This window comes from Roseivivax sp. THAF30 (genome assembly GCF_009363575.1).
Taxonomy (GTDB): domain Bacteria; phylum Pseudomonadota; class Alphaproteobacteria; order Rhodobacterales; family Rhodobacteraceae; genus Roseivivax; species Roseivivax halotolerans.
Genome location: NZ_CP045389.1, coordinates 3,155,682 through 3,180,335 on the forward strand (window position 1 = coordinate 3,155,682; position 24,654 = coordinate 3,180,335).

General features: G+C 64.8%; 25 protein-coding genes. 9 read left to right on the plus strand and 16 right to left on the minus strand.

The window, feature by feature from the left end; all coding sequences use genetic code 11:
• Positions 1-33: 33 nt before the first annotated feature.
• Entirely contained in the window at positions 34-2,391 is a 2,358-nt protein-coding gene (locus FIU91_RS15290; protein ID WP_152463130.1) for a YbcC family protein, read from the minus strand.
• Positions 2,388-3,947 (minus strand): proton-conducting transporter membrane subunit, encoded by a 1,560-nt coding sequence (locus FIU91_RS15295; protein ID WP_152463131.1) that lies wholly within the window; start codon positions 3,945-3,947, stop codon positions 2,388-2,390. The genes FIU91_RS15290 and FIU91_RS15295 overlap by 4 nt, the downstream gene beginning before the upstream one ends.
• Before the next feature lie 98 nt (positions 3,948-4,045).
• On the opposite strand from FIU91_RS15295, the gene FIU91_RS15300 reads away from it, so the two are divergent.
• On the plus strand, positions 4,046-4,915 hold the full coding sequence (locus FIU91_RS15300; RefSeq protein WP_152463132.1) for a LysR family transcriptional regulator: 870 nt from the start codon (positions 4,046-4,048) through the stop codon (positions 4,913-4,915).
• Positions 4,916-5,039: 124 nt separating this feature from the next.
• Complete coding sequence (locus tag FIU91_RS15305; RefSeq protein ID WP_152463133.1) at positions 5,040-5,978, plus strand: pirin family protein; 939 nt, start codon at positions 5,040-5,042, stop codon at positions 5,976-5,978.
• 45 nt (positions 5,979-6,023) lie between these two features.
• Here the strand turns inward: FIU91_RS15305 and FIU91_RS15310 are convergent, their stop codons facing one another.
• The gene (locus FIU91_RS15310) at positions 6,024-6,995 is read right to left on the minus strand and encodes a cytochrome c family protein (RefSeq protein WP_172975029.1); all 972 of its coding nucleotides are present in this window, start codon (positions 6,993-6,995) and stop codon (positions 6,024-6,026) included.
• A gap of 244 nt (positions 6,996-7,239) precedes the next feature.
• Here FIU91_RS15310 and FIU91_RS15315 point away from each other — a divergent pair, with 244 nt between their 5' ends.
• From FIU91_RS15315 to FIU91_RS15330, 4 genes are read left to right on the plus strand one after another with little or no spacing between them, the layout of a single operon-like run.
• On the plus strand, positions 7,240-8,526 hold the full coding sequence (locus FIU91_RS15315; protein ID WP_152463135.1) for an extracellular solute-binding protein: 1,287 nt from the start codon (positions 7,240-7,242) through the stop codon (positions 8,524-8,526).
• A complete protein-coding gene (locus FIU91_RS15320) occupies positions 8,523-9,419 on the plus strand; it encodes a carbohydrate ABC transporter permease (protein WP_245760184.1) in 897 nt (298 codons plus the stop codon). Before FIU91_RS15315 ends, FIU91_RS15320 begins: the two co-directional genes overlap by 4 nt.
• Positions 9,416-10,249 carry a carbohydrate ABC transporter permease gene (locus tag FIU91_RS15325; protein WP_152463136.1) on the plus strand — a complete coding sequence of 278 codons (834 nt, stop codon included), beginning with the start codon at positions 9,416-9,418 and terminating at the stop codon, positions 10,247-10,249. The genes FIU91_RS15320 and FIU91_RS15325 overlap by 4 nt, the downstream gene beginning before the upstream one ends.
• 57 nt (positions 10,250-10,306) lie before the next feature.
• Entirely contained in the window at positions 10,307-11,224 is a 918-nt protein-coding gene (locus FIU91_RS15330; protein ID WP_152463137.1) for an MBL fold metallo-hydrolase, read from the plus strand.
• Between the two features lie 3 nt (positions 11,225-11,227).
• Here FIU91_RS15330 and hemA read toward each other — a convergent pair whose 3' ends face one another.
• The 13 genes from hemA to FIU91_RS15395 all read right to left on the minus strand — a co-directional run bounded on the left by hemA (position 11,228) and on the right by FIU91_RS15395 (position 22,541).
• On the minus strand, positions 11,228-12,457 hold the full coding sequence (gene hemA, locus FIU91_RS15335) for a 5-aminolevulinate synthase (protein ID WP_152463138.1): 1,230 nt from the start codon (positions 12,455-12,457) through the stop codon (positions 11,228-11,230).
• Positions 12,454-12,882 carry a DUF302 domain-containing protein gene (locus FIU91_RS15340; RefSeq protein WP_152463139.1) on the minus strand — a complete coding sequence of 143 codons (429 nt, stop codon included), beginning with the start codon at positions 12,880-12,882 and terminating at the stop codon, positions 12,454-12,456. Before FIU91_RS15340 ends, hemA begins: the two co-directional genes overlap by 4 nt.
• 61 nt (positions 12,883-12,943) lie before the next feature.
• Positions 12,944-14,206 carry an NAD(P)/FAD-dependent oxidoreductase gene (locus tag FIU91_RS15345; protein ID WP_152463140.1) on the minus strand — a complete coding sequence of 421 codons (1,263 nt, stop codon included), beginning with the start codon at positions 14,204-14,206 and terminating at the stop codon, positions 12,944-12,946.
• A gap of 29 nt (positions 14,207-14,235) precedes the next feature.
• A complete protein-coding gene (locus FIU91_RS15350; protein ID WP_093009707.1) occupies positions 14,236-14,580 on the minus strand; it encodes a c-type cytochrome in 345 nt (114 codons plus the stop codon).
• Positions 14,577-15,830, minus strand: coding sequence for a c-type cytochrome (locus tag FIU91_RS15355; RefSeq protein WP_152463141.1), 1,254 nt, complete (start codon positions 15,828-15,830; stop codon positions 14,577-14,579). Before FIU91_RS15355 ends, FIU91_RS15350 begins: the two co-directional genes overlap by 4 nt.
• Entirely contained in the window at positions 15,814-17,067 is a 1,254-nt protein-coding gene (gene soxC, locus FIU91_RS15360) for a sulfite dehydrogenase (RefSeq protein ID WP_152463142.1), read from the minus strand. Before soxC ends, FIU91_RS15355 begins: the two co-directional genes overlap by 17 nt.
• Before the next feature lie 91 nt (positions 17,068-17,158).
• Positions 17,159-18,853: a thiosulfohydrolase SoxB gene (soxB, locus tag FIU91_RS15365; RefSeq protein WP_152463143.1), complete on the minus strand. Its 1,695-nt coding sequence runs from the start codon at positions 18,851-18,853 to the stop codon at positions 17,159-17,161.
• Positions 18,854-18,928: 75 nt separating this feature from the next.
• Complete coding sequence (gene soxA, locus FIU91_RS15370) at positions 18,929-19,783, minus strand: sulfur oxidation c-type cytochrome SoxA (RefSeq protein WP_152463144.1); 855 nt, start codon at positions 19,781-19,783, stop codon at positions 18,929-18,931.
• Positions 19,784-19,813: 30 nt separating this feature from the next.
• Positions 19,814-20,143, minus strand: coding sequence for a thiosulfate oxidation carrier complex protein SoxZ (soxZ, locus tag FIU91_RS15375; protein WP_152463145.1), 330 nt, complete (start codon positions 20,141-20,143; stop codon positions 19,814-19,816).
• Between the two features lie 22 nt (positions 20,144-20,165).
• On the minus strand, positions 20,166-20,585 hold the full coding sequence (gene soxY / locus FIU91_RS15380; RefSeq protein ID WP_152463146.1) for a thiosulfate oxidation carrier protein SoxY: 420 nt from the start codon (positions 20,583-20,585) through the stop codon (positions 20,166-20,168).
• Positions 20,586-20,613: 28 nt separating this feature from the next.
• Positions 20,614-21,111: a sulfur oxidation c-type cytochrome SoxX gene (gene soxX / locus FIU91_RS15385; RefSeq protein ID WP_152463147.1), complete on the minus strand. Its 498-nt coding sequence runs from the start codon at positions 21,109-21,111 to the stop codon at positions 20,614-20,616.
• 100 nt (positions 21,112-21,211) lie between these two features.
• Complete coding sequence (locus FIU91_RS15390; RefSeq protein ID WP_152463148.1) at positions 21,212-21,784, minus strand: thioredoxin family protein; 573 nt, start codon at positions 21,782-21,784, stop codon at positions 21,212-21,214.
• A 19-nt stretch (positions 21,785-21,803) separates the two neighbouring features.
• Complete coding sequence (locus FIU91_RS15395; RefSeq protein WP_152463149.1) at positions 21,804-22,541, minus strand: cytochrome c biogenesis CcdA family protein; 738 nt, start codon at positions 22,539-22,541, stop codon at positions 21,804-21,806.
• 90 nt (positions 22,542-22,631) lie between these two features.
• Here FIU91_RS15395 and FIU91_RS15400 point away from each other — a divergent pair, with 90 nt between their 5' ends.
• Genes FIU91_RS15400 through FIU91_RS15410 form a run of 3 tightly spaced genes read left to right on the plus strand, consistent with a single transcriptional unit; the run spans position 22,632 to position 24,557 of the window.
• Positions 22,632-23,042 (plus strand): hypothetical protein, encoded by a 411-nt coding sequence (locus tag FIU91_RS15400; protein WP_152463150.1) that lies wholly within the window; start codon positions 22,632-22,634, stop codon positions 23,040-23,042.
• Positions 23,042-23,458 carry a helix-turn-helix transcriptional regulator gene (locus tag FIU91_RS15405; protein WP_152463151.1) on the plus strand — a complete coding sequence of 139 codons (417 nt, stop codon included), beginning with the start codon at positions 23,042-23,044 and terminating at the stop codon, positions 23,456-23,458. The genes FIU91_RS15400 and FIU91_RS15405 overlap by 1 nt, the downstream gene beginning before the upstream one ends.
• 34 nt (positions 23,459-23,492) lie before the next feature.
• On the plus strand, positions 23,493-24,557 hold the full coding sequence (locus FIU91_RS15410; protein ID WP_152463152.1) for a YeeE/YedE family protein: 1,065 nt from the start codon (positions 23,493-23,495) through the stop codon (positions 24,555-24,557).
• Positions 24,558-24,654 lie beyond the last annotated feature (97 nt).

Below are 24,654 nucleotides of genomic sequence, written 5' to 3' on the forward strand. Positions count from 1 at the left end.
GCGCCGCCGGGGCTTCGGCGGCGCGGTGTCGCATCAGGCCGCAGACCGGGCCTCCGCCCTCTCCGCCGCGTAGCCCGCCCATCCGTTCTTCGTATAGCGCGCCGCAACCGCGCCGGTCTCGTCCAGACGGACCAAGGTCAGCCAGCCATTGTCGAACAGCGCCCGCACGTGCGGCTGGCGGTCCAGCACCTCCGAGATCATCGCCTCAGGCGCGTCGATGGCGACAACGAGGCGGCTGGCGGCATGGCGCGGCGCTGCACCGTCATGCACCGATTGCCAAGGCAGACCGGCGCGCAAGGCTCCGCCATTTCCCTCGAGCACACCGATGCCGCCCACGACATTGTGCAGCAGCTTGTTCCCTGCTCCGAAGGTCTCCGGCGCGACCGTCGAGCCGTGGTATTGCAGCGCGATCCAGCTTGCCACGACGACGGGCGCGCTGAGGATCAGCTCGAGCGTTGCGGCATCCTCGTCCTGCCGCCAATCGTAATCGTGCAGGAAGACACGGCCGCCGAGATCGCGCCCGGCCGTGCGGGAGCGCGGCGCGGCGATGAAGCCCCGGCATCCGGCAAGCCCCCATTCGGGCCGGATCTCGGACCAGTCCTGCCCGCGAGAGGCGAGCGCATCGGCGACCCCGTGCGGAAGGCTCTGAGCCCGTTCCGTTCGGGCCAGCGCACCGGCCTGCTTGAGTGCGAGCTTGAGGCGCGCGATATCGCCTGCATGGCTGCTGTGCACACCGTCGGTGAAAAGCGCGACCTCGTCGGAAACGGTGTCGTGCAGCCCGGCGACGAAATGGGTGTCCGCAGGGATCTCGATGCCCTCGCCCGCGAGCCTGCCGCGCACCGCCTGATCGTTCAGAAGTGCAGCCAGAAGGCGCGCGTTCACGTCACCTGCATGTCCGCCACAGGCCCCGCATTGCAATGCGCTGCGATGAGGCGCGTTGGCAACCTCCGATCCGTGACCGCAAATCAGCACAAGTCGCGCGAAGCCAGAGGTCAGCGACATCGCCTTGAGAATGCGCGCGGCAGCCGCGACACGCTCCTCGAGGGGCAGATGAAGCGTCGGCGCGTGGCTTGACGAGGCCGGTTTCGGAAGGCCGAGACCGTCGCGAACGAGCTTGCCGACATAAAGCGGCCCTGCGGCCTCGACGAAGGCGAAGGCCGAGACGGCGGCGCGCTTGAAACGCCCCCAGGCGCGGATTGCGCGCAGGTAGATCCTGCTTTCGGTATCGTCGCCCTCAGCCTGCGTATCGACAGCCGGGGCCAGCAGGATCGGGGCGCGCATCTCGACGATGTCGGAGGCATGGCCATGATGCCGGATCGGCAAGCCGAAGAAGCCGGCAAAGCCGATGGTCCGCAGGTCGGGATCTGCCGCCTCCAATGCACGGCGCAGAACTTCTGAGCGCACGTCGATGCAGAATGCCGCCTGGATCGCAGGACGCGCATCGGTCACTGCGGCGGACGGGCCGTCAAGCATGTCGGCGAGCTTCCGCTCTGCACCCAGATCGGCGGCCTCCTGCAACGCCGCGCACAGCCGCATCTCCTGATCGGGCTCGATCGGCATTGCATAATCATGCAGAGCTGCGTGCCATGCGTCGCGAGTGAGCGCTCCGCCTTGTTCGAGAAGGGCCTCATCCCAGATCAGCCGGATCGTGAGCAGTTCGAAGAGCGTGCGGTCGCGGCCGCCATCCCGCTCCGCGATCCAGCCGAGATGCCGCGCATATTGCGCCCAGCCCGACAATGTCACGAGAAGCCGATGAAAGTAGAGCTGAGCCGCCTCCCGCGTCAGCCCGAGCGCGTCGCACGCCGCGCAGAAGGCCGCGCGCACATCCGTCGGCGCCTCGGCAACGCGCGCATTGAAGCCATGAAGCCCCGCAAGACCGGGCGTGAGGTCGCGGCTGCCATAGGCCCGCCAGGACCGCCAAGCATCGCCTTTGGCCGCGGGCCAGAATGCCTGACCCTGATCGAAATGCGCCGCGGCCCAGGAGCCGAACCGCTCTTCGATCAGCCCAGGCCAATCGATGCCGCTGGCCTCGCGCGCCAGATCGGCCACCGTCGGCAGAGGCTGCACCGAGGGCGCATTGAGCCGCGCCGCGCGGCGCAGCGCATCTGACGTGATGCCGTGCCGGGCGGCGGCATCGGCCAGATCCTCCGGCGTGATCTCACCGCTATCGATCATCCCGGAGACGGATTGCCGGGGCAGGAACATCGCCCCACCGCCGACCCGTGCGAGGCGTGCCGCGGCAACGGCGCGGTCCTCCCCGGTCTGTCCAAGCCACGGGTTGACCGCGACCGTCGCCTCCAGAGGAAAAGCAGGCGGCACTTGGCGGATTGCATCCTCGGCAGCCGCGAAGAACTCGAGCGCTTCGCCAGGCCATGTCATGTGCATGTTCATTGGATCTCCTCCTTTCCGGGGGTCCAGCGGCCGCTGAGCCGTTCAAGGACCGCGTTGATATAAAGGCCGTTCATCAGATGGACGCGCATCCCCGCGGCTGCCGGATGTCCGGCCCAGAGCGGGAAGGTGGTCTGCGCGACGGCGGCGATGGCGAAACTGACGAGCGCAAGGATGATGGTCGCCCAGATCAGCCCGTCCGGTGCGGGCGGTGGCGGCAACGTTCCCGTAGAGGCCAGCGTCGCGCCCTGCTGCAGCGCGAAATACGCCACGGTCGCGGCGACCGACATCGCCACCGTTCGCCAGGCCAATGCGCGCGGCGCGAGATCGGCCAGACCTTGGGCGATCAGGTAGACCACGCCGAAGATGAGGATCGCGCCCAGCGCCACGGTCTGCGGCGGCTTCGATCCGATCCCGAAGGCGAGGCCGACCACCACGTAAAGCGCCAGTGCGAGGCCGAAGGCCCGCGCGACCGCGCCGAGCTTCGGCACCGCAACCGGGCCGGGCCGCCGGATCGCCGCGACCTCGCGCACCGCATCGCCCGTGGCAAGGAAGGCATGCGCCTTGTAAAGTGAGTGCGCGACGATATGCAGAAGCGCCAGCGGGAACAGGGCGAGCCCGCATTGCAGGACCATGAAGCCCATCTGGGCCGATGTGGACCAAGCGAGCGCCGTCTTCACCGCCGGTTGCGTCAGGGCGACCGCCGCACCGATGAGCGCGCTGAACCCGCCGATGAGCGCAAGCACCGCTAGCACGCCGGGCACCGCGACCAGAACGTCGGCAAAGCGAATGAGAAGGAAGCCGCCCGCGTTCACAACGCCCGCATGCAGGAGAGCGGAGACCGGCGTCGGCGCCTCCATGACCTCGGTCAGCCAGGCGTGCGTCGGCACGAGCGCGGATTTGAAGATCGCCGCGACCGCGAGAAGAAGCGCTGCAAGCCAGAGTGTCCCGGTGTCTTGCCCGGCTTGCGCGGCCGCATTGATCGCCGCGATATCGGACGTGCCGAACCCCGCAACGAGAAGGCCGACCGCCAGGAGGAGCGACCCGCTCGCGACGATGCCGCTCAGAGCCTTCTTGCGCGCGGCGCGCTGCGCGCCCGGCCGCCCGGAATAGAATAGCAGAAGCCTGTGCAGCGCGGCACCGGTGGCAACCCAGCCAAGCGCAAGTTGCACGACGTTCCCCGCCGTGACGAGCAGGAGAACGCAGGCAATGGTGGCCGACATCCAGCCCATGAACGCAGGCTGACGGGCTTCGCCGTCCATCGCCACACGCGAAAAGCGCAACACGATCCAGCCGACGAAAGCGACAGTGAGTGCCATTGCCACGCTGACGATGTCGAGGCGCACGGAGAGCCCGATCCCGGCAAAACCGATAAGCGGGCTGGTGACCGGACCAGACAGCCACAAGGAGGCGCCTGCTGCGAGCGCGATGACCAAGGCGCCAAGCGCGGCAATCTCAGGCACGCGCAAGAGCCGCGCGCCCCTGGCAGGTGGCCGATGCGCCATCAGCAATGCTGCGGCAGCCAAGAGAGCCGGCGCGATGAGTAGGGGAAGGCTCATGATATCTCTCCTTCGTTCAATCGAAGGGACATCTAGAGAGCGGCTTGTTTGAGATAAATTATATTGTTTGGAATGTTTCGTTCTATTAATTAGAACAAATGCGTCTCAACTATCATCATCTGCGCTATTTCCAGGAGGTCGCCCAGGAAGGCACGCTGACCCATGCGGCGGCGCGCCTGAACGTCTCGCAATCGGCGCTCTCCTCGCAGATCCGGCTTCTGGAAGAGCGGCTTGGGCATGAGCTCTTCGAGCGAACGGGGCGCAAGCTCGTGCTGACCGAAGCCGGACGCATCGCGCTCGATCACGCCGAGCGCATCTTCGACATGGGTGACGACCTGATCGCCATGCTCGCACAGACCGGTGATGTGGCACCGCCGCTGCGCGTGGGGGCTCTGTCGACGCTGTCGCGGAACTTCCAGCTGCAATTCCTGCGGCCGGTCCTCGGCGTGGCAGCGACCGAACTCGTGCTCACGTCGGGCAACAGCCAGACGTTGCTGACCGCGCTCGAGGATGTGGCGCTCGACGTGGTTCTTCTGACCGAATTGCCCCCGCGGGATCGCCTGCCCGGGCTCGTGGCGCATCGCCTCTCCGAGCAGCCCGTGGCGATCCACGGAACGGAGCGCCGCCTGCGGCACCCCGACCTCGCGACGCTTCTGTCCGAAGAGCCGGTGATCCTACCCACGGAAAGCTCGATCCGGACCGGGTTCGACAGTCTCGTGGATCGGCTTGGCATCACCCCGCGCATCGCCGCGATCGTTGACGACATGGCGATGGTCCGGCTTTTGGCGCGGGACGATATCGGTCTCGCGATTACGCCTCCGGTCGTCCTCGCCGACGAATTGGCGCAAGGACTTCTGGTGCGCGCGCCCTTCGAGCTCGACATCGTGGAGAGCTTCTTCGCGGTGACGGCCAAACGGACCTTTCCGCATCCGCTTCTCGGTCGGCTGCTCTCACCGTCCAAGACATAACGCAAATTCGCACTTCAAGATTCGGAAGCCCGCGTTTTCGCACATATCACGTCGCGATTTGCGGAGTTGGCTTGGCGGTCTTGATCGTCAAGTCTCGGGCATCGCTTGTTCAGGAGAGATCGTCATGAGCTGGAACCCTGCCCTCGATCCCCATTGCCCGACCGGCGACGAAGTCGATGCGATCGAAACCGTTATCATTCCGCGCGCCCGCGATCTCGGCGGGTTCGAGGTGCGTCGCGCCTTACCGGCACCCCGCCGGCAGATGGTGGGCCCGTTCATCTTCTTCGACCAGATGGGACCGGCGGAGTTCCTTCCAACGCGCGGGCTCGACGTAAGACCGCACCCGCATATCGGTCTGGCAACCATCTCCTATCTCTACAGGGGCCGGATGCACCACCGCGACAGCCTCGGCACCGATGCCTGGATCGAGCCGGGCGCGGTCAACTGGATGGTCGCAGGCCACGGAATCACCCATTCCGAGCGCACCGACGATGCCACCCAGACAGAAACCATGCCCTTTTTCGGTATCCAGACCTGGGTGGCGCTGCCGAAGGATCACGAGGATCGCGCGCCGGAATTCGAACATGCCCCGGCGGATGCGCTGCCTGTGCTTGACGGCGAAGGTAAACGTGTGCGGCTGATCCTCGGCTCGGCCTGGGGCGAACGCGCGCCGGTGAAAACCGCGTCCGATATGTTCTATGCGGATGCACGGCTTGAGCCCGGCGCGGCAATCCCGCTGCCGGAGGATCACGAGGATCGCGGCGTCTACGTGGTGGAAGGCGCGGTGACCGTCGCGGGGGAAACCTTTAAGGCAGGACGCATGATGGTTTTCCGGCCCGGCGACCGCGTGTCGCTGCGCGCGGGGCCGCAAGGCGCGCGGGTCATGCTTCTGGGAGGCGAGACGCTCGAAGGATCACGCTATATCTGGTGGAACTTCGTTGCGTCCTCGAAAGAGCGGATCGAGGAGGCCAAAGAGGCCTGGCGCACGGGCGACTGGCAGAATGGGCGCTTCCACCTTCCGCCGGGCGACGATGCGGAATTCATCCCGCTCCCCGATAGATAAGAGAAGCGGGGCGCGCCGTGGACGCGCGCCCCACACTCGGTCGGCTCAGTTCTGAAGCGACCAAAGATAGGCGAGAAGGTCGCGGCGATCCGCCTCGTCGCGGAGGCCCGGATAGCTCATCTTCGTCCCGGGCGCGTAGTCGCGCGGATTGGCGAGCCATGCGTCCATCGCTTCGGGGGTCCATTGCTCACCCTGCAGATCCTGCAAGGCGGAGCTGTAATTGTAGCCCTCAACGGACGCGATATCGCGGCCGATCGAGTTCACGAGGTGCGGACCCACGCGGTTCTGCTCCTGGTCGGCGACATGGCAGGCGCGGCACTGGTTCCAGGTCTGGCTGCCGGCTTCGGCATCGCCGTCGAGAAACGCCATCTGTGCCTCGGGCCACGCACCATCGGACGCACCGCCCTCCGAGCTTGCTTCCGTGGTGTCCTCCGCCTCACCCTCGGACGCCGCGTCGTCGCTGGACGAGGCATCGGCGGTTTCGGTGTGCTCAGTGGCAGCCTCGCCTTCGTCCGCGGCAGCCGCATCGGTACCCTCGGACGCGGCCGGCTCCTCTGCGGCGGCCGTCTCGGTTTCCTGGGCAGGCGCATCCGCTTCGTCCGCAGCAGCTGTCTCGGTCTCCTCGGCAGGCGCGTCCGCCTCATCCGAAGCAGCTGTCTCGGTCTCCTCGGCAGTTGCACCCGCTTCATCCGAAGCAGCTGTCTCGATCTCCTCGGCAGGCGCACCCGCTTCATCCGAAGCAGCTGTCTCGGTCTCCTCGGCAGGCGCACCCGCCTCATCCGCAGCAGCTGTCTCGGTCTCCTCGGGCGCAGCCTCCTGCTCGGTGCCGGACTCTTGCGCCATCTCATCCGGCTCGGCAGAGGCCGTCTCGACCGCCGCGTTCCGGCTCCCCTCATCCGCCATCTGCGGATCGGGCACGACGAGCGCAAACCAGGCTGCCGCCAAGACCAGCGCACCACCGAAGACGCAGATCGCGCCGAAGACGCCCTGATCGAAGTTATCCATATCCTTGAACATGATCTCGTTCTCCCTGTCCTGTCTCCGTCCAATCTGTATCGCGCGGGCGAAGAGAAAAGACCCGCTCTCGACCTTTTGCGCGACGGCGTTGCGCCCGGCACCGGACGCCGCTTGGGAACGAAGCTGCACCGCGCGGTCTTTACACGCAAGCGCACCGCACCAGTTCTCTGCGTTACCGCGCGATCCTGCCCGCCAAGACAATGCCCGCCGCCCGGAGATCGGGCCGTGGACACCGGAGACCCAGATGAAGCTCAACCTCCTCGCCATCGCAATCGCTGCCAGCCCGACCATTCTGGGCGCGCAGGATCTCGTGACCCGGAACCGCGTCGGCCTGCCGGATGCTCCGAACACGCTGACGTTCCGGCTGACGGCCTACGACCTTTATTCAACGGATCAGGACACGAAGGCGGCTTTCGAAGAGCTTTTCAGCGAGTTCATCGAGGCGCGCCCCGACTGGAAAATCGAAACGCAGCTCCAGACCGGAAATATCGGCCAGGAACAGGCGCGGCTTCTGCAGCAGGTGCGCGCAGGGCGCGGTCCTGATTGCGCGATGATCGACAGCTCGCAGCTGGCCGTCTTCAAGAATGCCGGTGTCCTGCAACCGATGAACGCGGTTTTCTCCGAGGAGGAGGTTGCCGACCTTTTTCCGTATGTGCGCGATGCCATCACCGATGAGAGCGGCAACGTTCTGGCCTGGTGGTGGTTCACCGATCTGCGCGTCCTCTACCGCGACACTTCGGTGGTGCCCGACGCGCCGCAGACTTGGGACGAGGTTCAGGTGGCCGCGGAGGCCGCCGTCGAAGAGGGCAAGGAAGGCATTCTTTTCAATGGCGGGCGCTGGGAAGGCACCGCTTTCGACTGGCTCGCCAATTACTGGGCGCAAGGCGGCACGCTTGTGGACGAGAACGGCGCACCCGTCTTCGCCGAAGGTGAGAACCGCCAGAAGTTCCTTGATGCCGTGGCCTATTATCAGCGTCTCGTGGAGGCTGGTGCGGCGCCCCAGCGGGTGACCTCGATCACAGATTACGATTCGTTCAACGCCGCCGCGGCGGCAGGCACGGCGGCAATGTTCGTCGGCGGCAACTGGCAATACGGTCAGTTGCGAAACACGCTGCCGGACGAGGATTTCGCCGATTGGGCGGTCTCGGAACTACCGGGCCCCACGGCTGACCAGCGCGCCACGGGCACAGGCGGCTGGAGCATTGCGGCATTGTCCGAAGATCCCGAAAAGGCAGAGCTCTGCGGCGAGATCGTGAAGGAAATCTATGCCGGTCCCGGCAATACCTACCAGGGTCTCTTGCCGACATCGGAAGCCATCTACGAGCGCTACGACGCGTATGACGGCCCCGAATTCGAACTTTTCGCGGAGGCGCTGCAGAACGGCGTCGCCCGGCCCGGCGCAGAGATCTACCCCGAGATTTCCAACCAGATCCAGATCCTGATCGGCGATGTCCTGTCCGGCTCCGCCTCCCCCGAAGAGGCGCTCGCGGCCGCGGCGTCCGCGGTTCAGGCAGCTTACGAGCGGCAGTGACGGCAACGTCGGAGCGCGCACCGGGCCAGGTGCATCCCGCGCCCTGGCTCGTGCCGGCGGTGCTTGTCCTTGCGGCCTTCTACGCCGTGCCGGTCTTCGATGTGGCGCGCCTTGCGTTCAGTGACGCGAGCCTCGTCGATCCCGCGACCGAGGTATCGACTGCAGCCTTTCGCGCTGTCCTGAGCAATCCGGCGCTTCCCGGCGTCGTCGCCACGACGCTACTCTTCGTCGTGGTGAATGTCGTTGCGCTTCAGATCCTCGGTCTTGCCATCGCGCTCCTCATCGCGCGGGGCGAGCGGCGCGAACTGCCCGGCATGGCGGCCTTCCGGACGTTGGTTCTGGCAGCATGGGTGGTCCCCGGCATCGCCAACGGGCTTATCTGGCAGATTCTCTTCGACGAGGCCCCATACGGCACGCTGAACTCCATTCTGGGCGGTCTCGGGCTCGGCCCGGTCGCTTGGCTCTCCGATCCGCAGATGGCGCTCGTCTCCGCCGTGATCGCCAACCTGTGGCAGGGCACAGCCTTTTCAATGATCGTGCTTTATGCCGCGCGGCGCGGCATCGATCCGACACTCTACGAGGTCGCCGCACTCGATGGCGCGGGGCCTTGGCGGACGTTTCGCGCGATCACGCTGCCGCTTCTGCGCCGGGCCATCGCGGTGAACACGGTGCTGGTATCCGTCCAGACGCTCAACACCTTCGACTCGATCCTCGCACTGACCGGCGGCGGGCCGGGACGGGCAACGGAGGTTCTGGCGCTCTTCACGTTCAATACCGTCTTCTACAACCTCGACCTGGCCGCAGGCTGCGTTCTCGCGCTTTTGCTCTTCGCGCTCGGCATGGCGTTCACGCTACTGATCGGCTGGCTCAATCGTGGAGCGAGCGAGACATGAGCGCCGCCCGCACTGGAGATATCCTGACCTATGTGGCTTTGGTCGCTCTCGGCGTGTTCTTCGCCGTGCCCTTCGCCTGGCTCATCAGCCTTGCGCTGCGCACGCCCGCCGAGGTCTATCTTGGCGCGGCACGCTTCATTCCGTCCGAGCCGACGCTTGGCAATTTCGCCACGATACTCTCCGACCCGGCGTTTCTCATCTACCTGTGGAACGGGTTGAAACTGTCCGCCCTGGGGGGCGGGCTGGCGGTCGCGCTGGCGATCCCGGCGGCCTATGCGTGCTCCCGCATCGACTTTCGCGGACGCGGTGCGGTGATGGTGTCGCTGCTGGCGGTGCAGATGATCTCGCCCCTGGTGATCCTCGTGCCGCTCTATCGATGGATGAATGCGCTCGACCTTCTGAACCGGGATATCTCGGTGATCACGATCTACGGCGCGCTGGGTATGCCGCTTGCGGTGTGGCTTCTGAAGGTCGCGTTCGATGCGATCCCGCGCGAGATCGAGGAAGCCGCAGAGATCGACGGCGCGTCGCGGCTCGATATCCTGACGCGGATCACACTGCCGCTTGCGCGCCCCGGTATCGCCTCCGCCTTCATCCTCGCGATGGTGATGAACTGGTCGCAATTCCTGATCCCCTTCGTGCTTCTGGAGCGGGACGCCGACTGGCCGATCTCCGTGGCGATCTTCAACTTCGCAGGCTCGGTGAGCGCCTCGACCACCCAGCTGCTCGCCGCCGCTTGCCTCGTGGCGGTGTTGCCGGCGGTCACGATCTTCGTACTTCTGCAACGCATGATCGTCTCCGCATTGATCGCGGGCGCAGTGAAAGGCTGACGCGCTTGCCGCGATCTGAGCCCTTGCGGAATTCGAAACATCTTATAATCTGCATAAATGATTATACGTCGCAGAACCTTCCTGGGCTCGGGGCTTGCCTTTGCCTCGCTCGCCTCCACCGCGCTCCTGCCAACCCGCGCCGTCTCCGAAGTGTCTTTGGGGGAAGCGCGCCTTCGCACTGTTTCGGATGGCAACCTCATCCTGCCCGAAAGCTTCGTGATCGGCGATCTGCCCGAAGACGAGGCGGTGCCCATCGTCGAAGCTGCGGGATACGCCACTGACAATCTCGAAGCGCCTTGCAACCTTGCGCTTTGGGAGGACGGCGATGCCCGTGTTCTCTTCGATGCAGGCTCTGGCAGCGGCTTCATGCCGTCTGCGGGCGAGATCGTCGGCAACCTCGAAGCCCTCGGCCTCGCGCCGGACGACATCACGCATGTCATCTTCACGCATGGCCATCCCGACCACCTGTGGGGGGCACTCGACGATTTCGACGAGCCGCTTTTTCTGAACGCACAGCATTACATGGGCGCGGAAGAGCACGCCTATTGGTCCGACCCGGCTACGCTCGACACGATCGGCGCCGCGCGGCAGAGCTTTGCCGCCGGTGCGGCGCGCAGGCTCGAGGTTCTGGGCGACGGCCTGACACTCGCGGGCGCGGGCGACGAAATCTTGCCGGGTCTGTCGATGGTCTCCCTTCCCGGCCACACGCCGGGTCACATGGGCGCGCGGATCGTAAGTGGCGGAGAGAGTGTTCTCATCGTCGGTGACGCGATCGGGAACGCGCATCTGGCACTCGCGCGCCCGGAATGGCCGAGCCCCGCCGATCAAGACCCAGATCAGGGGATCGCGACCCGCATCTCGCTGCTGGAGGACCTGGCCGAGAGCGGCGAGACGATGGTCGGCTTCCATCTGCCCGATGGCGGCATCGGCCGCATCGCAGCCGCGGAGGCCGGTTACAGCTTCCGCGCCCTCTGAAAGTTATTCGGCCGCCTGCGGCACCCGCGCGAGCTGACACCGGCTCCAGAGCTCTCCGAGCGCAGCCAGCAGCTTGGCGACATCCGTGTCCGAATGCACCGGCGAGGGCGTGATCCTAAGACGCTCGGTCCCTTTGGGCACGGTGGGATAATTGATCGGCTGGATGTAGATCCCGTGGCGAGACATCAGAACATCAGACAGATAGCGGCATTTGACGGGATCGCCGACCATGACCGGGATGATGTGACTGGGGTTGTCGAGATGGGGGATGCCCAGCCGGTCGAGCCCTGCACGCACCTGTGAAACACGCGCCTTTTGCGCCGCACGCTCCGACTGGGACATCTTGAGATGCCGGACACTGGCGAGCGCCCCCGATGCGACGGCGGGTGGCAGAGCCGTGGTGAAGATGAAGCCGCTCGCGAAGGACCGGATGAAGTCGACCAGCGCCGCAGAGGCGGCGATATAGCCACCCATAACACCGAACGCCTTGCCGAGCGTTCCTTCGATCACAGTCAGGCGATCCATAAGGCCCCGCTCTTCGGCGACCCCGCCGCCGCGCGGGCCGTACAATCCGACCGCATGAACCTCGTCGAGATAGGTCATGGCACCGTAGCGATCCGCGAGATCGCAGATCTCCTCGATCGGGGCGATATCCCCATCCATAGAATAGACGCTCTCGAAGGCGATAAGCTTGGGCGTCTCCGCCGGCAGCGCCGCGAGATGCGCTTCGAGATCGGCGAGATCGTTGTGTTGCCAGATCACCTTCCGCGCACCGGAATGGCGAATGCCCTCTATCATGGAGGCATGGTTGAGCGCATCCGACAGGATCACCAGGCCCGGAATGCGCGCGCCGAGCGTTCCAAGGGTCGCCCAATTCGAGACATATCCGCTCGTGAACAGGAGCGCGGCCTCCTTGTCGTGAAGCTCCGCGAGTTCCACCTCTAGTTCGACATGGGCGCGCGTGGTTCCAGAGATATTGCGCGTCCCGCCCGCCCCGGCCCCGACCTCGTCCACGGCACGGTGCATGGCATAGAGCACATCCGGGTGCTGCCCCATGCCGAGATAGTCGTTGGAGCACCAGACGGTCACGTCACGGCTCGTCCCCTCGCAGAGCTCGAGGGCCCGAGGGAACTGTCCGCAGCGGCGTTCGAGATCGGCGAAGCGGCGGTAGTTTCCCTCCTCGCGAAGACGGGTCAGCGCGTCCGAGAAGAAGCGGTCGGGGTGAAACGTCATGTGCCGCCGGCCTCGGCCACGATCTCGGAAAGAAGGTCCTCGACGGCCTGCATCGGGCCGTCCGGGTAGTCGCGATGCATGATCTGCACGACCCCGTCGCGGTCGGTGACGGCAATGCCGTAAGGGCAGTGCACGATGTTCATCGGGTCGGCTTCCATGACCTGTCGGCTGATTACGGCCGAGCAGAAGATGAAGATGTCCGCCTCGGTGAAAAGCATCTCCTCCGAGCCGACATCCTCGCCCGTGCGGTTCAGCATCTCGCCGACACGGCTCGTATAGTCGATCACCAGCCCTTTGTTCACGATGGCATTCTCCACCGCGAAACTGGCATCGCCGAAATTGCCCTCGAAATCATACGTGATCGCCTCCTGCGCGAAGGCTGGCGCGGCCATGAATGCGGCGGCGATGATAGATGGTCTGAACATGTCGCTCCCCCCTTGGAATTCATGTCTGCGCCGGGCGAACGGGCCGCCCGGCGCGTCGGCCTCAGCCGAACATGTCGCTGGTGATGGCCGCATACCAACCGACGCTCTCTTGGTAGGTCTGCGCGCGCGTGGCCTCGTCCTCGCCGGTCTCCGAGATAAAACCGCCGGTGCTGGCGATCTTCTCCTCGGTCGCCTCGTAGGAGGCACCGACCTTCACACCGTCCTCGGGCGCGATGAGCGACCAGCAGGTGTTGGAGAACTTCGCCGGGAAGACGCGGCTGTCGGTCAAAGCGCCAAGCACGGCATTGGCACAGACCTTGGCCTGGCTGTTGGCCGAGAAGCCGGATTTCGGCATGTCGCCCTGCGCGGCGGCGTCCCCGAGAACATGGATCGCCTCGTCCATCTTGGACGACATGTCGGCCGCGTTGACCGGGGCCCAGTCGCCCTCGGTGATGCCGGCCGCGTGCGCGATCGCGCCCGCCTTCTGCGCCGGAATGACGTTGCAGACATCGACCTGCTCCACGACGCCGTCGATATCGAGTGTCATCTCGGAAGGATTCACCGATACGTTCTCGCCGCCGAAATCAGGACCGATCCGCTCGATCATGCCGCCGTAATGCTTCTGCCAGCCCTCTTCGAAAAGCGCCTGCTTGGAGAAATTGGCCTTGGGATCGACGATCAGGATCTTCGCCGTCGGATTTATCTCTTTCAGGGTATGCGCCACCATCGAGACCCGCTCATAGGGTCCGGGCGGGCAGCGATAGGGATTGGGCGGCGCGACCATTGCAAAGCGGCCGCCTTCCGGCATCGCAAGGATCTGAGCCTTCAGAAGCTCTGTTTGCGAGCCGCCCTTGTAGGCATGGGGCATGGCGCTCTGCGCCGAGACGTCCCAGCCCGGAACCGCGCCATCCTTGAAGTCGATGCCCGGCGACAGGATCAGCCGGTCGTAGGGCACGGTGGCTCCGCTTGCCAGCGCCACGGTCTTGGCGTCTCGGTCTACGCCCACGGCCCAGTCATGCACGACATTGATGCCGTAGTCGGCGGCAAGCGTGCCGTAGCCGTGGCCGAGGCCATCCATGTCCCGGACACCGCCAAGATAGAGGTTCGAGAAGAAACAGGTGTAGTATTGCCGCGTCGGCTCGATCAGGGTGACGTTCACAGCACCCCCTGAATCCTTGGCAATGTAGCGCGCGGCAGTCGCCCCGCCCGCACCGCCACCGACGACGACGACACGCGGTGCGCCCTGTGCCATGACCATCGGAGCGGCCAGAACGGCGCTTCCGGCGGCGAGACCGCTCAGAACGGTCCGTCTGTTGAGTTTCATGGTGTCTCCTCCCGGTGTTGTGCGGGCCCTTATTCGACCTCGCTGAAATACTTGGCGAGCGCGGCGATCTCCTCTTCGCCGAGCCGCTTCGCAATCGTCTCCATCACTTGATGCTGCCGCTCGCCGATCCGGTAATCCACGAGCGCGCCGACGATATAGCTTTCGGGCAGCATGTGGATCTGCGGGATCGCGCCCTGAGGGTTCGGCGAATGGCAGGCGGTGCATTCGGAGGCGAGGTAGGCCCCGTAATCCGCATCGGCCTCGATCGCCATGATCTCGGCGATCTCCGGATGCACGAGGCTTTGATCGGCCAGCACAATTTGCGCGCTGGTTACCGCGCCGGAGCAGAGTGCCGTGAAAACGCCGCCCCTCATTCCGGGCTCTCGGACTGGATGTAGGCGGTGACCGCCGCGATCTCGTCCTCGCTCCGCAGGCCGGCAAACGACATCTTGGTGCCCTGATATGTCTCGCGCGGGTTGGCGAGAAACTCGGCCAGATGCTCCTCGGTCCAGATGACGCCGTCCTCACCGGCCGATTGCATCGCGCCGGAGTAGGAAAAACCATCGACGCCCGCGACCGTCCGGCCGATCAGGCCGTTCAGCTCAGGACCGACACGGTTTTGCGCGTCCGGGCCGACCTGGTGGCAGGCCTGACATTTGCGGAAGACCTTCGCGCCTTCCTCGACCAGCGCCGGATCGACGGCGGCGACCTCCTCGGCGGCCGGTGCGGGCTCTTCGGCAGCAGGTTCCGCCGCGGCTTCTTCCTCGGCCGGAGCCTCGGGTTCGGCGGCGCTTTCCTGCATCGACGCGCCACCGCCGCCTTCAAGATCGATGCCGCCGCCATCGCTGTCCGGCGTCACGTCGAGGACGCGGGCGCGCATGACGATCTCCACGCTGTCCTTGCAATTCTCCATACAGACCTCGCCCGAGAAACGATCAAGCTCGGTGTCGGCGCGATCGTCCATGTAGAAGTTGCCCGCATTCGGCATCTCGATCTCACCGAAACTGTCCCGCGACAGGACGAAATCGTCTTCCACGACCTCGTTTAGATAGAGGATATAGGCAGTGATCGCGTAGACATCGTCATCGCTCAGCGATTGCGCGTTGCCGAAGGGCATCGCCCGGTGGACGTAATCGAAGACGGTCGAGGCATAGGGCCAGTAAGAGCCCACGGTCTTGACCGGATCCTCGGCATCTAGCGTGCCGAAGCCCATGGAAAGTTGCGGCCAGCGCCCGGCTCCTTCACCGAAATCGCCGTGACACATGGCGCAACTCTCGATGTAGAGTTCCTCGCCCGTCCAGACATCGCCTTCGCCTGCCGGAAGGCCCTGCCCATCGGGACGGATGTCGATGTCCCAGGCGGCAACCTCTTCGGGCAACGCCTCGCGGCCGAGCCCAAGGCCGCCGGTCTGCGCCTGCGCGGGCGCGCCGGTATCCGCAGCAGCCATATCCACCGGTTCCGGCGTCTCGGTATCCTGCGCCTGCGCGGCGGAGACCACCTCTATGGCACCGCGCGCCGGTGCGGGCAGGTCGACCACGAACTGATCGGCGAGAATATAAGCGCCGCCCATGACGATCGCGGCACCGCCGAGCGCGGGCAGGATCGGATTAGGAGATTTCGACATTTTCAGCGACCCCCTGCTCGTTCACGGCCCAGGTCTGGATGCCGTTGTTGTGGTAAATGGAATTCTCGCCGCGCACCTCGCGCAGCATGTCCTTGGTGGGCTGCACGTAGCCGGTGGAATCGTGCGCCCGGCTTTGCAGCAGGAGCGGACCGCCATCCCAGTCGAACTCGTAGTAGAAACGGTGCATCGACTTGTCGAATGACGGGCCCGACATGCGCGCCTGATGCCAGGTGATACCGCCATCGATGGTCACGTCGACGCGCGGGATCGTGCCCCGGCCCGACCAGGCGACGCCGGTGAGCACCGTCGGCCCCGGACCATGCGTGATCGGTGCCTGCGGGCTGGGATTGGTGATGACGGATTTCGCGTCCATCTCCCAGGTGAAGCGTCGGGCCTGGCCATCCGGGAAGAGATCGGTGTATTTCGACGTCTCCTCGCGGTGGTGCCAGGGCTGATCGCCCACTTCGAGGCGGCGGAGCCATTTGACCCACATGTTGCCTTCCCAGCCCGGCACGACGAGCCGGACGGGATAGCCCTGTTCGGGGCGCAGCGCCTCGCCGTTCATCTTGAAGGCGACAAGGCAGTCGTCGAGCGCTTTCTCCATCGGGATGGAGCGTGTCATCGCGGAGGCATCGGCCCCTTCAGCCAGAAGCCAGCTCGCACTGGTCTTGAGCCCAGCCTCTTCCAGCAGGATGCGCAGCGGCACGCCGGTATACATCACGTTGTGAATCATGCCATGCGTGAACTGGCAGCCATTGAGCTGCGCGCCGCGCCATTCCATTCCAGAATTGGCGGCACATTCGAGGAAATGGACCTTGTTCTCGCGCGGGAAGCGCATGAGGTCTTCCATCGTGAAGACCAGCGGGCTGTCCACGAGGCCATTAATCATCAGGCGGTATTCGCCGGGATCGAGTTCCGCGATGCCGCCGTGATGCCGCTCGAAGCAGAGCCCGTTCGGGGTGATGATCCCGTCGAGCTCGTGCAGCGGCGTGAAATTGACCGACGAGGTTGCGTCGGCCGTCAGCCAGGGCACGTTGCGGCGTACCACATGCGCCTCGTGCTCGGAGGGAAAGCCGTAGGGGCGCGCGTCGACGCCCTCGCCGAGATATTGCTGCCAGGGCTGCAATTCCATGATCGCAGGATCGGCGCTTTGCGCGCCGGCGCGGCCAGCCACGACGGCTCCCGCCCCGGCCATCGCGGCCCCTCTCAGGAAATTGCGTCGGGATGTGTCGGTCATCCGCCTGTCCTCCTTGTCACGTCCGCGCCCGGCGCGGTCGGTTATCCGGGATGGAGCGCACCCGGCGCTCCGCCTGTTGTGCGCGCGGGGGTCAGCCCGCGACGACCTCCACGCTCTGGTTGGGGTCGATGGAAACTGTGCCCTGGTTACGGATATGCGCCTCGACCACCTCCCAGATGGGCGGACCTTCGGTGCCCTCGTTGACGCTGGCCCATCCGGCGACGGCATAGGTCGCCGCGGGGTCGATCCGCTCGCCCGTGCGCAGGAGGGTCATTTCGGTGATGCGGCGTCCCTGGGGCTGGGAGATGTCGATGCGGTAGCCCATGCCACCCACGCGCACCATGTCGCCGCCCTGCTGGTAATAGGGGTCGGGATTGAAGAGGTTGTCCGCGACATCTTCCATGATCGTGTGCAGGAACTCACCCGTCATCTCGGTGCGGTAGGCTTCGGGATAGGACATGGCGGTGACGTTGAAGATGTCCTCGCGGGTGATGTCCTGGCCCGGCATCAGCGATGCGCCCCAGCGGAATCCCGGCGACAGCGCGACATCGGCCTCGCGCTCCGAGAGAAGCGCATTGCAGATCACGTCGTCCCAGGTGCCGTTGAAATTCCCCCGCCGGTAGAGAAGCGAGTCCGTCTTGCCGATCACCTCCGACATCTCCTCGGCAAAGGGCGCGCGGGTCTCTTCCACCAGCGCCGCCATCTCGGCATCGGGCGTAATGACATCCGAGAAGATCGGAATCAGCCGGTGATCGATGGCCTTCACGCCGGAGCCATCGACATCGAGATCGACCCGGCTCACGAACTTGCCGTGGCTGCCCGAGGCGATGAGGGCAGTCTTGCCGACCATCACCGGCTCGGGGATCGCGTCGTGGGTGTGCCCGGTCAGGATCACGTCTATGCCGGGGATGTCTTCGGCCATCTTGCGGTCCACGTCAAAGCCGTTATGCGACAGCACGACCACCGCCGCGGCGCCCTGGCCGCGGGCCTCCTGCACCACTTCGGCCATGCGCTCCTGGCGGATGCCGAAGCTCAGCTCGGGGAACATCCAGCCGGGATTGGCGATCGGCATGTATGGGAAAGCCTGCCCGATCACGGCGATCTTCTGTCCGCCGCGCTCGACCATCGTCATCGGCTCGAAGGCGGGCTCGTCCCATTCGGCATCGAAGATGTTCGCGCCGAGAAAGGCGGGATCGAGGTCTCTCTCGATGATCTGACGCACCCGGTCCGAGCCGAGCGTGAATTCCCAGTGCGCCGTCATCGCGTCGGTGCCGAGCGCGTTGAAGAGGCGGACCATGTCCGCCCCTTCCGTACGCAGGGCCGGGAGAGAGCCCTGCCACGTATCGCCTCCGTCAAGCAGGAGCGCGTCGGGGCGGTCCGCGCGGATCGCCTTGACCACGGTCGCGATCCGGTCGAGTCCACCCATGCGGCCGTAAGCTTGCCCGAGCGAGACGAAATCATCGTAGGTCAGCGCGTAATCCAGAGCCGAGCCCTTCTCGATCCCGAAGGCGGCCCGAAAGGCGTCTCCGGTCAGATGCGGCGGCTTGCCGTTGACCTCTCCGACGCCGAGATTGATCTCCGGTTCGCGGAACCAGATCGGCTGCGTCTGGGCGTGGATGTCGGTGATGTGGATCAGAGTGACATTGCCGCTGCCGCCGCCCCCGATCAGATCGTCCTGAGTGAGGGTCTGCTGCGCGGCGAGCCGGGCCCAGTTGCCGAAGCCGGAGGCCCCGACAAGGGCCGATGCGGCGAGGCCGGCTTGCAGGAAGTGGCGTCTTGCGATCATTGTCTCACTACATTCTTATTTTTGAATATTAATCGGATGAGAAAACCCCGCCAATTGCCCGGCGGGGTTTTGCGTTCAGTTACGGACGGCGGGGCCTTCGACCGACAGGCCGTTGCCGCGCGAGGCAACGTAAAGCTCAAGCGCGACGAATTCGGGGCTGCCCGCGGAGAACGTCTCGGCCATCGTGTCGCGCACGCAACCCTTGAAGCGGCCATGCACCGAATTGAGCTTGGCGTTCTTCAGACGGTAGGTCGGGAAGCCGTTGATCATGCCCTGCGACAGGTGATCGGCACGGATCATGTTGTCGTAATTGTCTTCGTGGCAATTCGCGCAGGACAGCTCCAACTGGCCATACCGGGTGTAATAGATGTCCTTGCCCTTCTGCCATGTCTCGGCGGCGGGGCCGTCGATGGCGACGTTGACCGTCTCGCCGCGCGAGACTGCCGACATCAGCGCGGACATGTTGATCATGTCCGTCTTGTCGTAGGCCCAGGCCTCGGCGCCAGCGCGTTCGGTGATGCATTCGTTGATCTGCATCTCGATGGTCTGTACCTCGCCGGCCGCTTCGTCCCACTTGGGATAGACCGCGCGCACGCCTGCCAGATCCTCGGGGCTCTCGTGGCAGCCCGCGCAGCTTTCGCCGTTGCCGAGATCGGCCGAGAACGCGTCGCGCGCCTGCTCCACGCCCAGCATCGCGGGGTTGTCGAAATCGTCCATCTGCATCGCCTGCGTCTCGGGCGAGCGGAAGGTCCAGCCGGAACGGATCGTGGAGATGTTCTCGAGATGCGCCGGGGCCTCTGCCTCCGTTACGATCTCGATGTCGCCGTTGATCACGAGGGGTGCGTCACTGGCATCCTGCGCCAGACCGGCATGCGCGGTCATCGACAGGGCCAGGGCGGTCATCCCGCCGAGGCTCTTGCGAAAGCTCATTTGTATCTCCTCCCTTTCCCTGGCCTGGTGTCAGCCCACGGTAATCTCTTTGGATTCCTCGTAGACGGAGCCGTCGTCGTCGTACCACGAGAACGCCATCGTTCCGCTTTCCGGGATCTTCGCCTGGAATTCGAAATAGGGGTTCGTGGAAATCGCGGGCTCGATGGTCACATCGATCACGGTCTCGCCGTTATAGGCGGCCACGAAGCGATTGATGATCGAGCGCGGAATGATGTTGCCATCGTCATCCTTGCGCTGCCCGGATTCCATCTGGTGGCTGATGAGCGTCTTGATCGTCACGACCTCTCCGGCGCTTGCAGAGCTGGGGACGCGGACGCGGGGTTTCACATTGTCTGCCATGTCTGTCTCTCCTGTGCTCGGATCAGCCGCCGCAGCCGCCGATGGTGACTTTCACTTCCTGCCGCGCCTCGACGAAGCTGCCGTCGGACATGCGCGCGACGGCGACAACATCCTGGGTTCCGGCTAGGCGAATTCGCGTCGAGGCCATTTGTGCGCCCGACAGCGGGCCGAAGTTGAAGGTTGCGACATCGGGGTTGGGATTGCCTGCGGCGAGGATCATGATCGCTTCGGCTCCGGGTGCGGAGACCTCGATCGGCACTGTATTGCCGTTCTCGGCAATCTCGGGCGCGGTGAGCGTCACGCCGCCCGAGCCCAGATTAGCACCGCCGGTGAATTCCGCGATCGCGTCTTCGGCCGCGGCGGCGGCCATGCGGGGCAGCACGAAGATCGAGGCGGCTGCGCCAAGTCCGAGTGCCAGTGTTTCTCTGCGGGACAGTGTCATGGTCGTCTCGCTCCTTTCAGATCAGAAGTCATTCGGGATAGGTGTCGAGCGTCATCAGGTAGGAGACCACGTCCTCGACCTCCTGCGCGCTGAGCAGCGGCGCAAGATCGCCCTCTGCCGCGTTGCCGGTGTAGGCGTCGCCCGGACGCTCGTAGGGGCCGGTATGGTAGAAGGCCGGCATGATCGTGCCCGGGAAGACCATCTTCGCGTTGGAGACGATGCCGCGCAGCTGCGCCTCTTCCCAGCGGGTGGCGACACCATCGAGTGACGGGCCGACTTCGCCGTGGAAAGGAAGCTCCTCGAGATCCGTAACCTGGTGGCAGGCGATGCAGTTGCCCGCCCCCTTGTTCATGAGTGCCGCGCCGTTTTCGACATTGCCTGCCGTGTCGGTCAGGGGCTGTTCGATGCCGCCCATATCGGTGAAGGCGACCTCGGTGGGCGCGACGGCATCCTGGGCCATTGCGACGGTCGCTCCGGCTGCAATAACGCCAAAAGCGCCAGCGAAACGCTGTGCAAATCGAGTCATGGTTCCTCCCTTGGCCGGGGCTTTTTTGCCCTCGTTATCGTCACGGTAGCGTCGGCATACCATCACATGCAACAATTATATTTGCATAAGCGAATATTTATTATTCCAGCACGCCCTCCTCGGCCAGGCGGCGCGCATGATACTTCTGGAACGGCTCGTCGGTCTCGTAGACCTTGTCGGAAACGAAACTCAGCAGGTTGCGTGTCGTGTGCTTGCCGAACGCGCCCGGCATCGTTGCCACGGCTGCCTCGGAGGCTTTTGCATCCTCCGCGACATCTTCGGGCAGGAACATCATCGTCGGGGTGAACAGCATGCCCCAGCGGCGCACCATGTCCTTCTCGGGAAGCGCGGTGCCATCGAAATCCGTGATCTCGACATCCCCGAACATGTTGACCTGCACAACGAAGAACGTCTCTCGGATCGCGGCATCGACCTCTGGCGCCGTGAAGATCTCTTCGTGCATCCGGTTGCAGTAAATGCAGCCGCGCTGCTCCACGAGGACGAGGAGTCGCTTGCCTTCGGCATTCGCTTCCTCGAGGTCCTCGCGCAGATCGAGGAAGGTCTCGCGGAGCCAGTCCGGCTTGTGAAGACCGTCATCGCCCATCGGCACCTCGGCCCAGGCCGGAGCGACCGCAAGCGCAGCGGTCAGGGTGAGAAAAGCACGTCGAAACATCGCGGATTCCTTTCTGATGTCATCCGTAGCGAGCGAAGATCGGGAAGGTCTCGAGCATCCATTGCGCGATGGCGTTGACCGAATTGGTCGCGATCAGGAGGCCGAAGAGGACCAGCATCGCGCCGGTGACCTTCTCCACGACGCCCATATGCTTGCGAAAGCGGGTCATGAATCGCTGGAAGGGTCCGATGAAGGCCGCCGCCAGCACGAAGGGCGCTGTCATTCCGATGCCGTAGGCGAAGAGCAGCCACGCCCCCTGCCCCGCAGTATCGGTTCCCGCCGCCGTGAAAAGGATGGCCGCGAGAACGGGACCGACGCAGGGCGTCCAGCCGAAGGCGAAGGCGAGCCCGAGTACGAAGGCCATCGGCAAAGACAGCGCATGCACATCGCCCGGCTCGGCCCGGAACTGGCGATAGAGAAAGCCGATCCTGAGGACGCCAAGGAAGTGCAACCCCATCACGATGATGAGCCCCGCAGCGATGTAGCGCAGCACGTCGAACCATTCGCGGACGAACTGCCCGGCAAAGGAGGCCGACGCTCCGAGCGCCACGAAGACGGTAACGATACCGAGCGAAAACAGGATCGCAGGAAGAAGCGCCGCGCGGCTGGCGCTTCCGTGCGGCGCACCGGCCGCGACATTTCCAGCCCCTGCGCCTGCGAGATACCCAAGGTAAAAGGGCACGATCGGCAGGATACAGGGGGACAGAAACGACAAAAGGCCCGCAAAAGCAGCACCGCCCAAGGATACTTCGAACAAAACCGGCCCCTCCCCTTGCCGAATTGTATCTTTATATTAGTATTCATGAATAATCATCGCCCTGACAAGGGGCGTTTCGCGAGCGTCGCTATGAGACACCAGATCCAACGCCTCCTGCAGACAGGCGCTGTCGCGGCTTTTGCCGTGTTCGGCGCGCACCCGGCCTTCGCGGAGGTCGAACTCTTGATGATCGAGGAGGATGGCTGCATCTGGTGCGCCCGCTGGGACGCCGAGGTCGCCGCGGCCTATCCCAAGACACCGGAGGGCCAGGCCGCGCCGCTGCGGCGTGTCGACATCCGCGCGCCCTTGCCTGCAGACCTCGATCTTGCCTCCCGGCCCCGCCTGACCCCGACCTTCATCCTGGTCGATGACGGCGTCGAACTGTCCCGCATCGAGGGCTATCCCGGCGAGGATTTCTTCTGGCCGCTGCTCGGCGAGATGTTGACAGACGCACAGGTAAGCTTAGACACCGAGACTACTCGCTCTGGGGGAACAGAGTGATGACATTGCAGATCGTGCCGAAGGATCAACTTCTGTCCGCCGCAGCCAAAAGCTCGTTGCCCGTCTTCGACGAGTCGCTTTCCGAAGAGGATCGCGATCGCATGATCGCGCAGGCGTGCGAAGCCGCGGACTTCCTGAAGACCTTCGGGCATGAGGGACGGCTGATGATCCTGTGTCATCTCGCGACCGGCGAGAAGTCCGTGGGAGAGCTGGAGCGATTGCTTGCTGCGAGGCAATCGGCCGTCTCGCAACAGCTCACAAGGCTGCGCCTCGAAGGGCTGGTCCAACCGCGTCGCGAGGGTCAGACGATTTATTACAGCTTGACCGACGACAAGCCCCGTCGGATCATGGAGCTTGTCTACGACATGTTCTGCCGCGACGCGGAGCAAGGCGAGACACCGTCGGGAACGGAGTAAACTCCGGTAGCCTTCCCGGCGAGGGGAGGAGACAATGCTGGATTTACTGGGCGAAGACTGGGCGCTTGTCCTGGTCGGGTTCGCGGGTGGCGTGCTTCTGGGGCTCGCCGCCAGGCTGGGCCGTTTTTGCACTCTCGGCGCGATCGAGGATTATCATTTCGCAGGTCAATCGCTGCGGCTCCGGATGTGGGGCGTGGCGCTCGGTTTCGGCATCATGCTGATCTTCTCAGCGCAGATGCTGGGCTGGTTCGATGCGACCCGCTCCGTATACCTGCTGCAAACGCCGGGTCTTGTCGCCGCGGCCCTCGGCGGTCTCATCTTCGGTCTCGGTATGGCCTTGGCCGGCAATTGCGGCTTCGGGGCGCTGAGCCGTCTTGGCGGCGGCGAGATGCGCTCGTTCGTGATCGTCGTAGTGATGGGTCTGACCGCGATGGCGACGCTCTCGGGACCGCTGGCCGAATTGCGCCTCGCCATCTTCCCGCGGGTCACCTCCGCCGAAGGGACGGGTGTCGCGCAATTGATCGGCGGCGCGACCGGCATCGCCCCTGCCTTGGTCGGCGTTCTTCTCGGGGTCAGCCTATTTGCGGTCTCGTATTTCGGGGCGTCCGACCGGCGCGTGCTCTGGGGGCTGCCGGTCGCCTGTGCCATTGCGTTGGGGTTTGTCGGAAGCGCCTGGGTTGCCCGCGAAGGTTTCGCACCTGTCAGCGTGACCTCGCACAGCTTCGCCGCACCGATCGGCGAGACGATGATCTACGCGATGCTCTCGAGCGGGATCAGCCCTGGCTTCGGCGTCGGCTCGGTTCTCGGCGTCCTCGTAGGCGCCTTCATGGGCAGCACGAGCCGCGGCGTCTTCAAGTGGGAAGCCTGCGACGATCACCGAGAGCTTCGCCGACAGATCGGCGGAGCGATGATGATGGGCTTTGGCGCCGTCCTGTCCTTTGGGTGCAGTGTCGGGCAAGGGCTCTCGGCCTTCTCCGTTCTTGCCGTGACCGCGCCTGTAACGCTAGGCGCGATCTGGCTCGGCGGCTATCTCGGCCTGCGCTACATGATCGAAGGGCCGGCCTTCGTGAAGCGCTGGCAAGGGTCCGCGGCGGATTGATCGAGGCCCTTTTCCAGCGCCCCTCGACGCGCGGCTTCGGGATGGATCAAGCGGCTCTGGCAGATATCCGCCGCGGTCATGGCGATGGATTGCCAAG

What these genes read in the sequence shown, in the direction of transcription:
- FIU91_RS15290 (WP_152463130.1), bottom strand. Translation starts at nt 2,391, where the DNA reads ATGAACATGCACATGACATGGCCTGGCGAAGCGCTCGAGTTCTTCGCG.
- FIU91_RS15295 (WP_152463131.1), bottom strand. Translation starts at nt 3,947, where the DNA reads ATGAGCCTTCCCCTACTCATCGCGCCGGCTCTCTTGGCTGCCGCAGCA.
- FIU91_RS15300 (WP_152463132.1), top strand. Translation starts at nt 4,046, where the DNA reads ATGCGTCTCAACTATCATCATCTGCGCTATTTCCAGGAGGTCGCCCAG.
- FIU91_RS15305 (WP_152463133.1), top strand. Translation starts at nt 5,040, where the DNA reads ATGAGCTGGAACCCTGCCCTCGATCCCCATTGCCCGACCGGCGACGAA.
- FIU91_RS15310 (WP_172975029.1), bottom strand. Translation starts at nt 6,995, where the DNA reads ATGTTCAAGGATATGGATAACTTCGATCAGGGCGTCTTCGGCGCGATC.
- FIU91_RS15315 (WP_152463135.1), top strand. Translation starts at nt 7,240, where the DNA reads ATGAAGCTCAACCTCCTCGCCATCGCAATCGCTGCCAGCCCGACCATT.
- FIU91_RS15325 (WP_152463136.1), top strand. Translation starts at nt 9,416, where the DNA reads ATGAGCGCCGCCCGCACTGGAGATATCCTGACCTATGTGGCTTTGGTC.
- FIU91_RS15330 (WP_152463137.1), top strand. Translation starts at nt 10,307, where the DNA reads ATGATTATACGTCGCAGAACCTTCCTGGGCTCGGGGCTTGCCTTTGCC.
- hemA (WP_152463138.1), bottom strand. Translation starts at nt 12,457, where the DNA reads ATGACGTTTCACCCCGACCGCTTCTTCTCGGACGCGCTGACCCGTCTT.
- FIU91_RS15340 (WP_152463139.1), bottom strand. Translation starts at nt 12,882, where the DNA reads ATGTTCAGACCATCTATCATCGCCGCCGCATTCATGGCCGCGCCAGCC.
- FIU91_RS15345 (WP_152463140.1), bottom strand. Translation starts at nt 14,206, where the DNA reads ATGAAACTCAACAGACGGACCGTTCTGAGCGGTCTCGCCGCCGGAAGC.
- FIU91_RS15350 (WP_093009707.1), bottom strand. Translation starts at nt 14,580, where the DNA reads ATGAGGGGCGGCGTTTTCACGGCACTCTGCTCCGGCGCGGTAACCAGC.
- FIU91_RS15355 (WP_152463141.1), bottom strand. Translation starts at nt 15,830, where the DNA reads ATGTCGAAATCTCCTAATCCGATCCTGCCCGCGCTCGGCGGTGCCGCG.
- soxC (WP_152463142.1), bottom strand. Translation starts at nt 17,067, where the DNA reads ATGACCGACACATCCCGACGCAATTTCCTGAGAGGGGCCGCGATGGCC.
- soxB (WP_152463143.1), bottom strand. Translation starts at nt 18,853, where the DNA reads ATGATCGCAAGACGCCACTTCCTGCAAGCCGGCCTCGCCGCATCGGCC.
- soxA (WP_152463144.1), bottom strand. Translation starts at nt 19,783, where the DNA reads ATGAGCTTTCGCAAGAGCCTCGGCGGGATGACCGCCCTGGCCCTGTCG.
- soxZ (WP_152463145.1), bottom strand. Translation starts at nt 20,143, where the DNA reads ATGGCAGACAATGTGAAACCCCGCGTCCGCGTCCCCAGCTCTGCAAGC.
- soxY (WP_152463146.1), bottom strand. Translation starts at nt 20,585, where the DNA reads ATGACACTGTCCCGCAGAGAAACACTGGCACTCGGACTTGGCGCAGCC.
- soxX (WP_152463147.1), bottom strand. Translation starts at nt 21,111, where the DNA reads ATGACTCGATTTGCACAGCGTTTCGCTGGCGCTTTTGGCGTTATTGCA.
- FIU91_RS15390 (WP_152463148.1), bottom strand. Translation starts at nt 21,784, where the DNA reads ATGTTTCGACGTGCTTTTCTCACCCTGACCGCTGCGCTTGCGGTCGCT.
- FIU91_RS15400 (WP_152463150.1), top strand. Translation starts at nt 22,632, where the DNA reads ATGAGACACCAGATCCAACGCCTCCTGCAGACAGGCGCTGTCGCGGCT.
- FIU91_RS15405 (WP_152463151.1), top strand. Translation starts at nt 23,042, where the DNA reads ATGACATTGCAGATCGTGCCGAAGGATCAACTTCTGTCCGCCGCAGCC.
- FIU91_RS15410 (WP_152463152.1), top strand. Translation starts at nt 23,493, where the DNA reads ATGCTGGATTTACTGGGCGAAGACTGGGCGCTTGTCCTGGTCGGGTTC.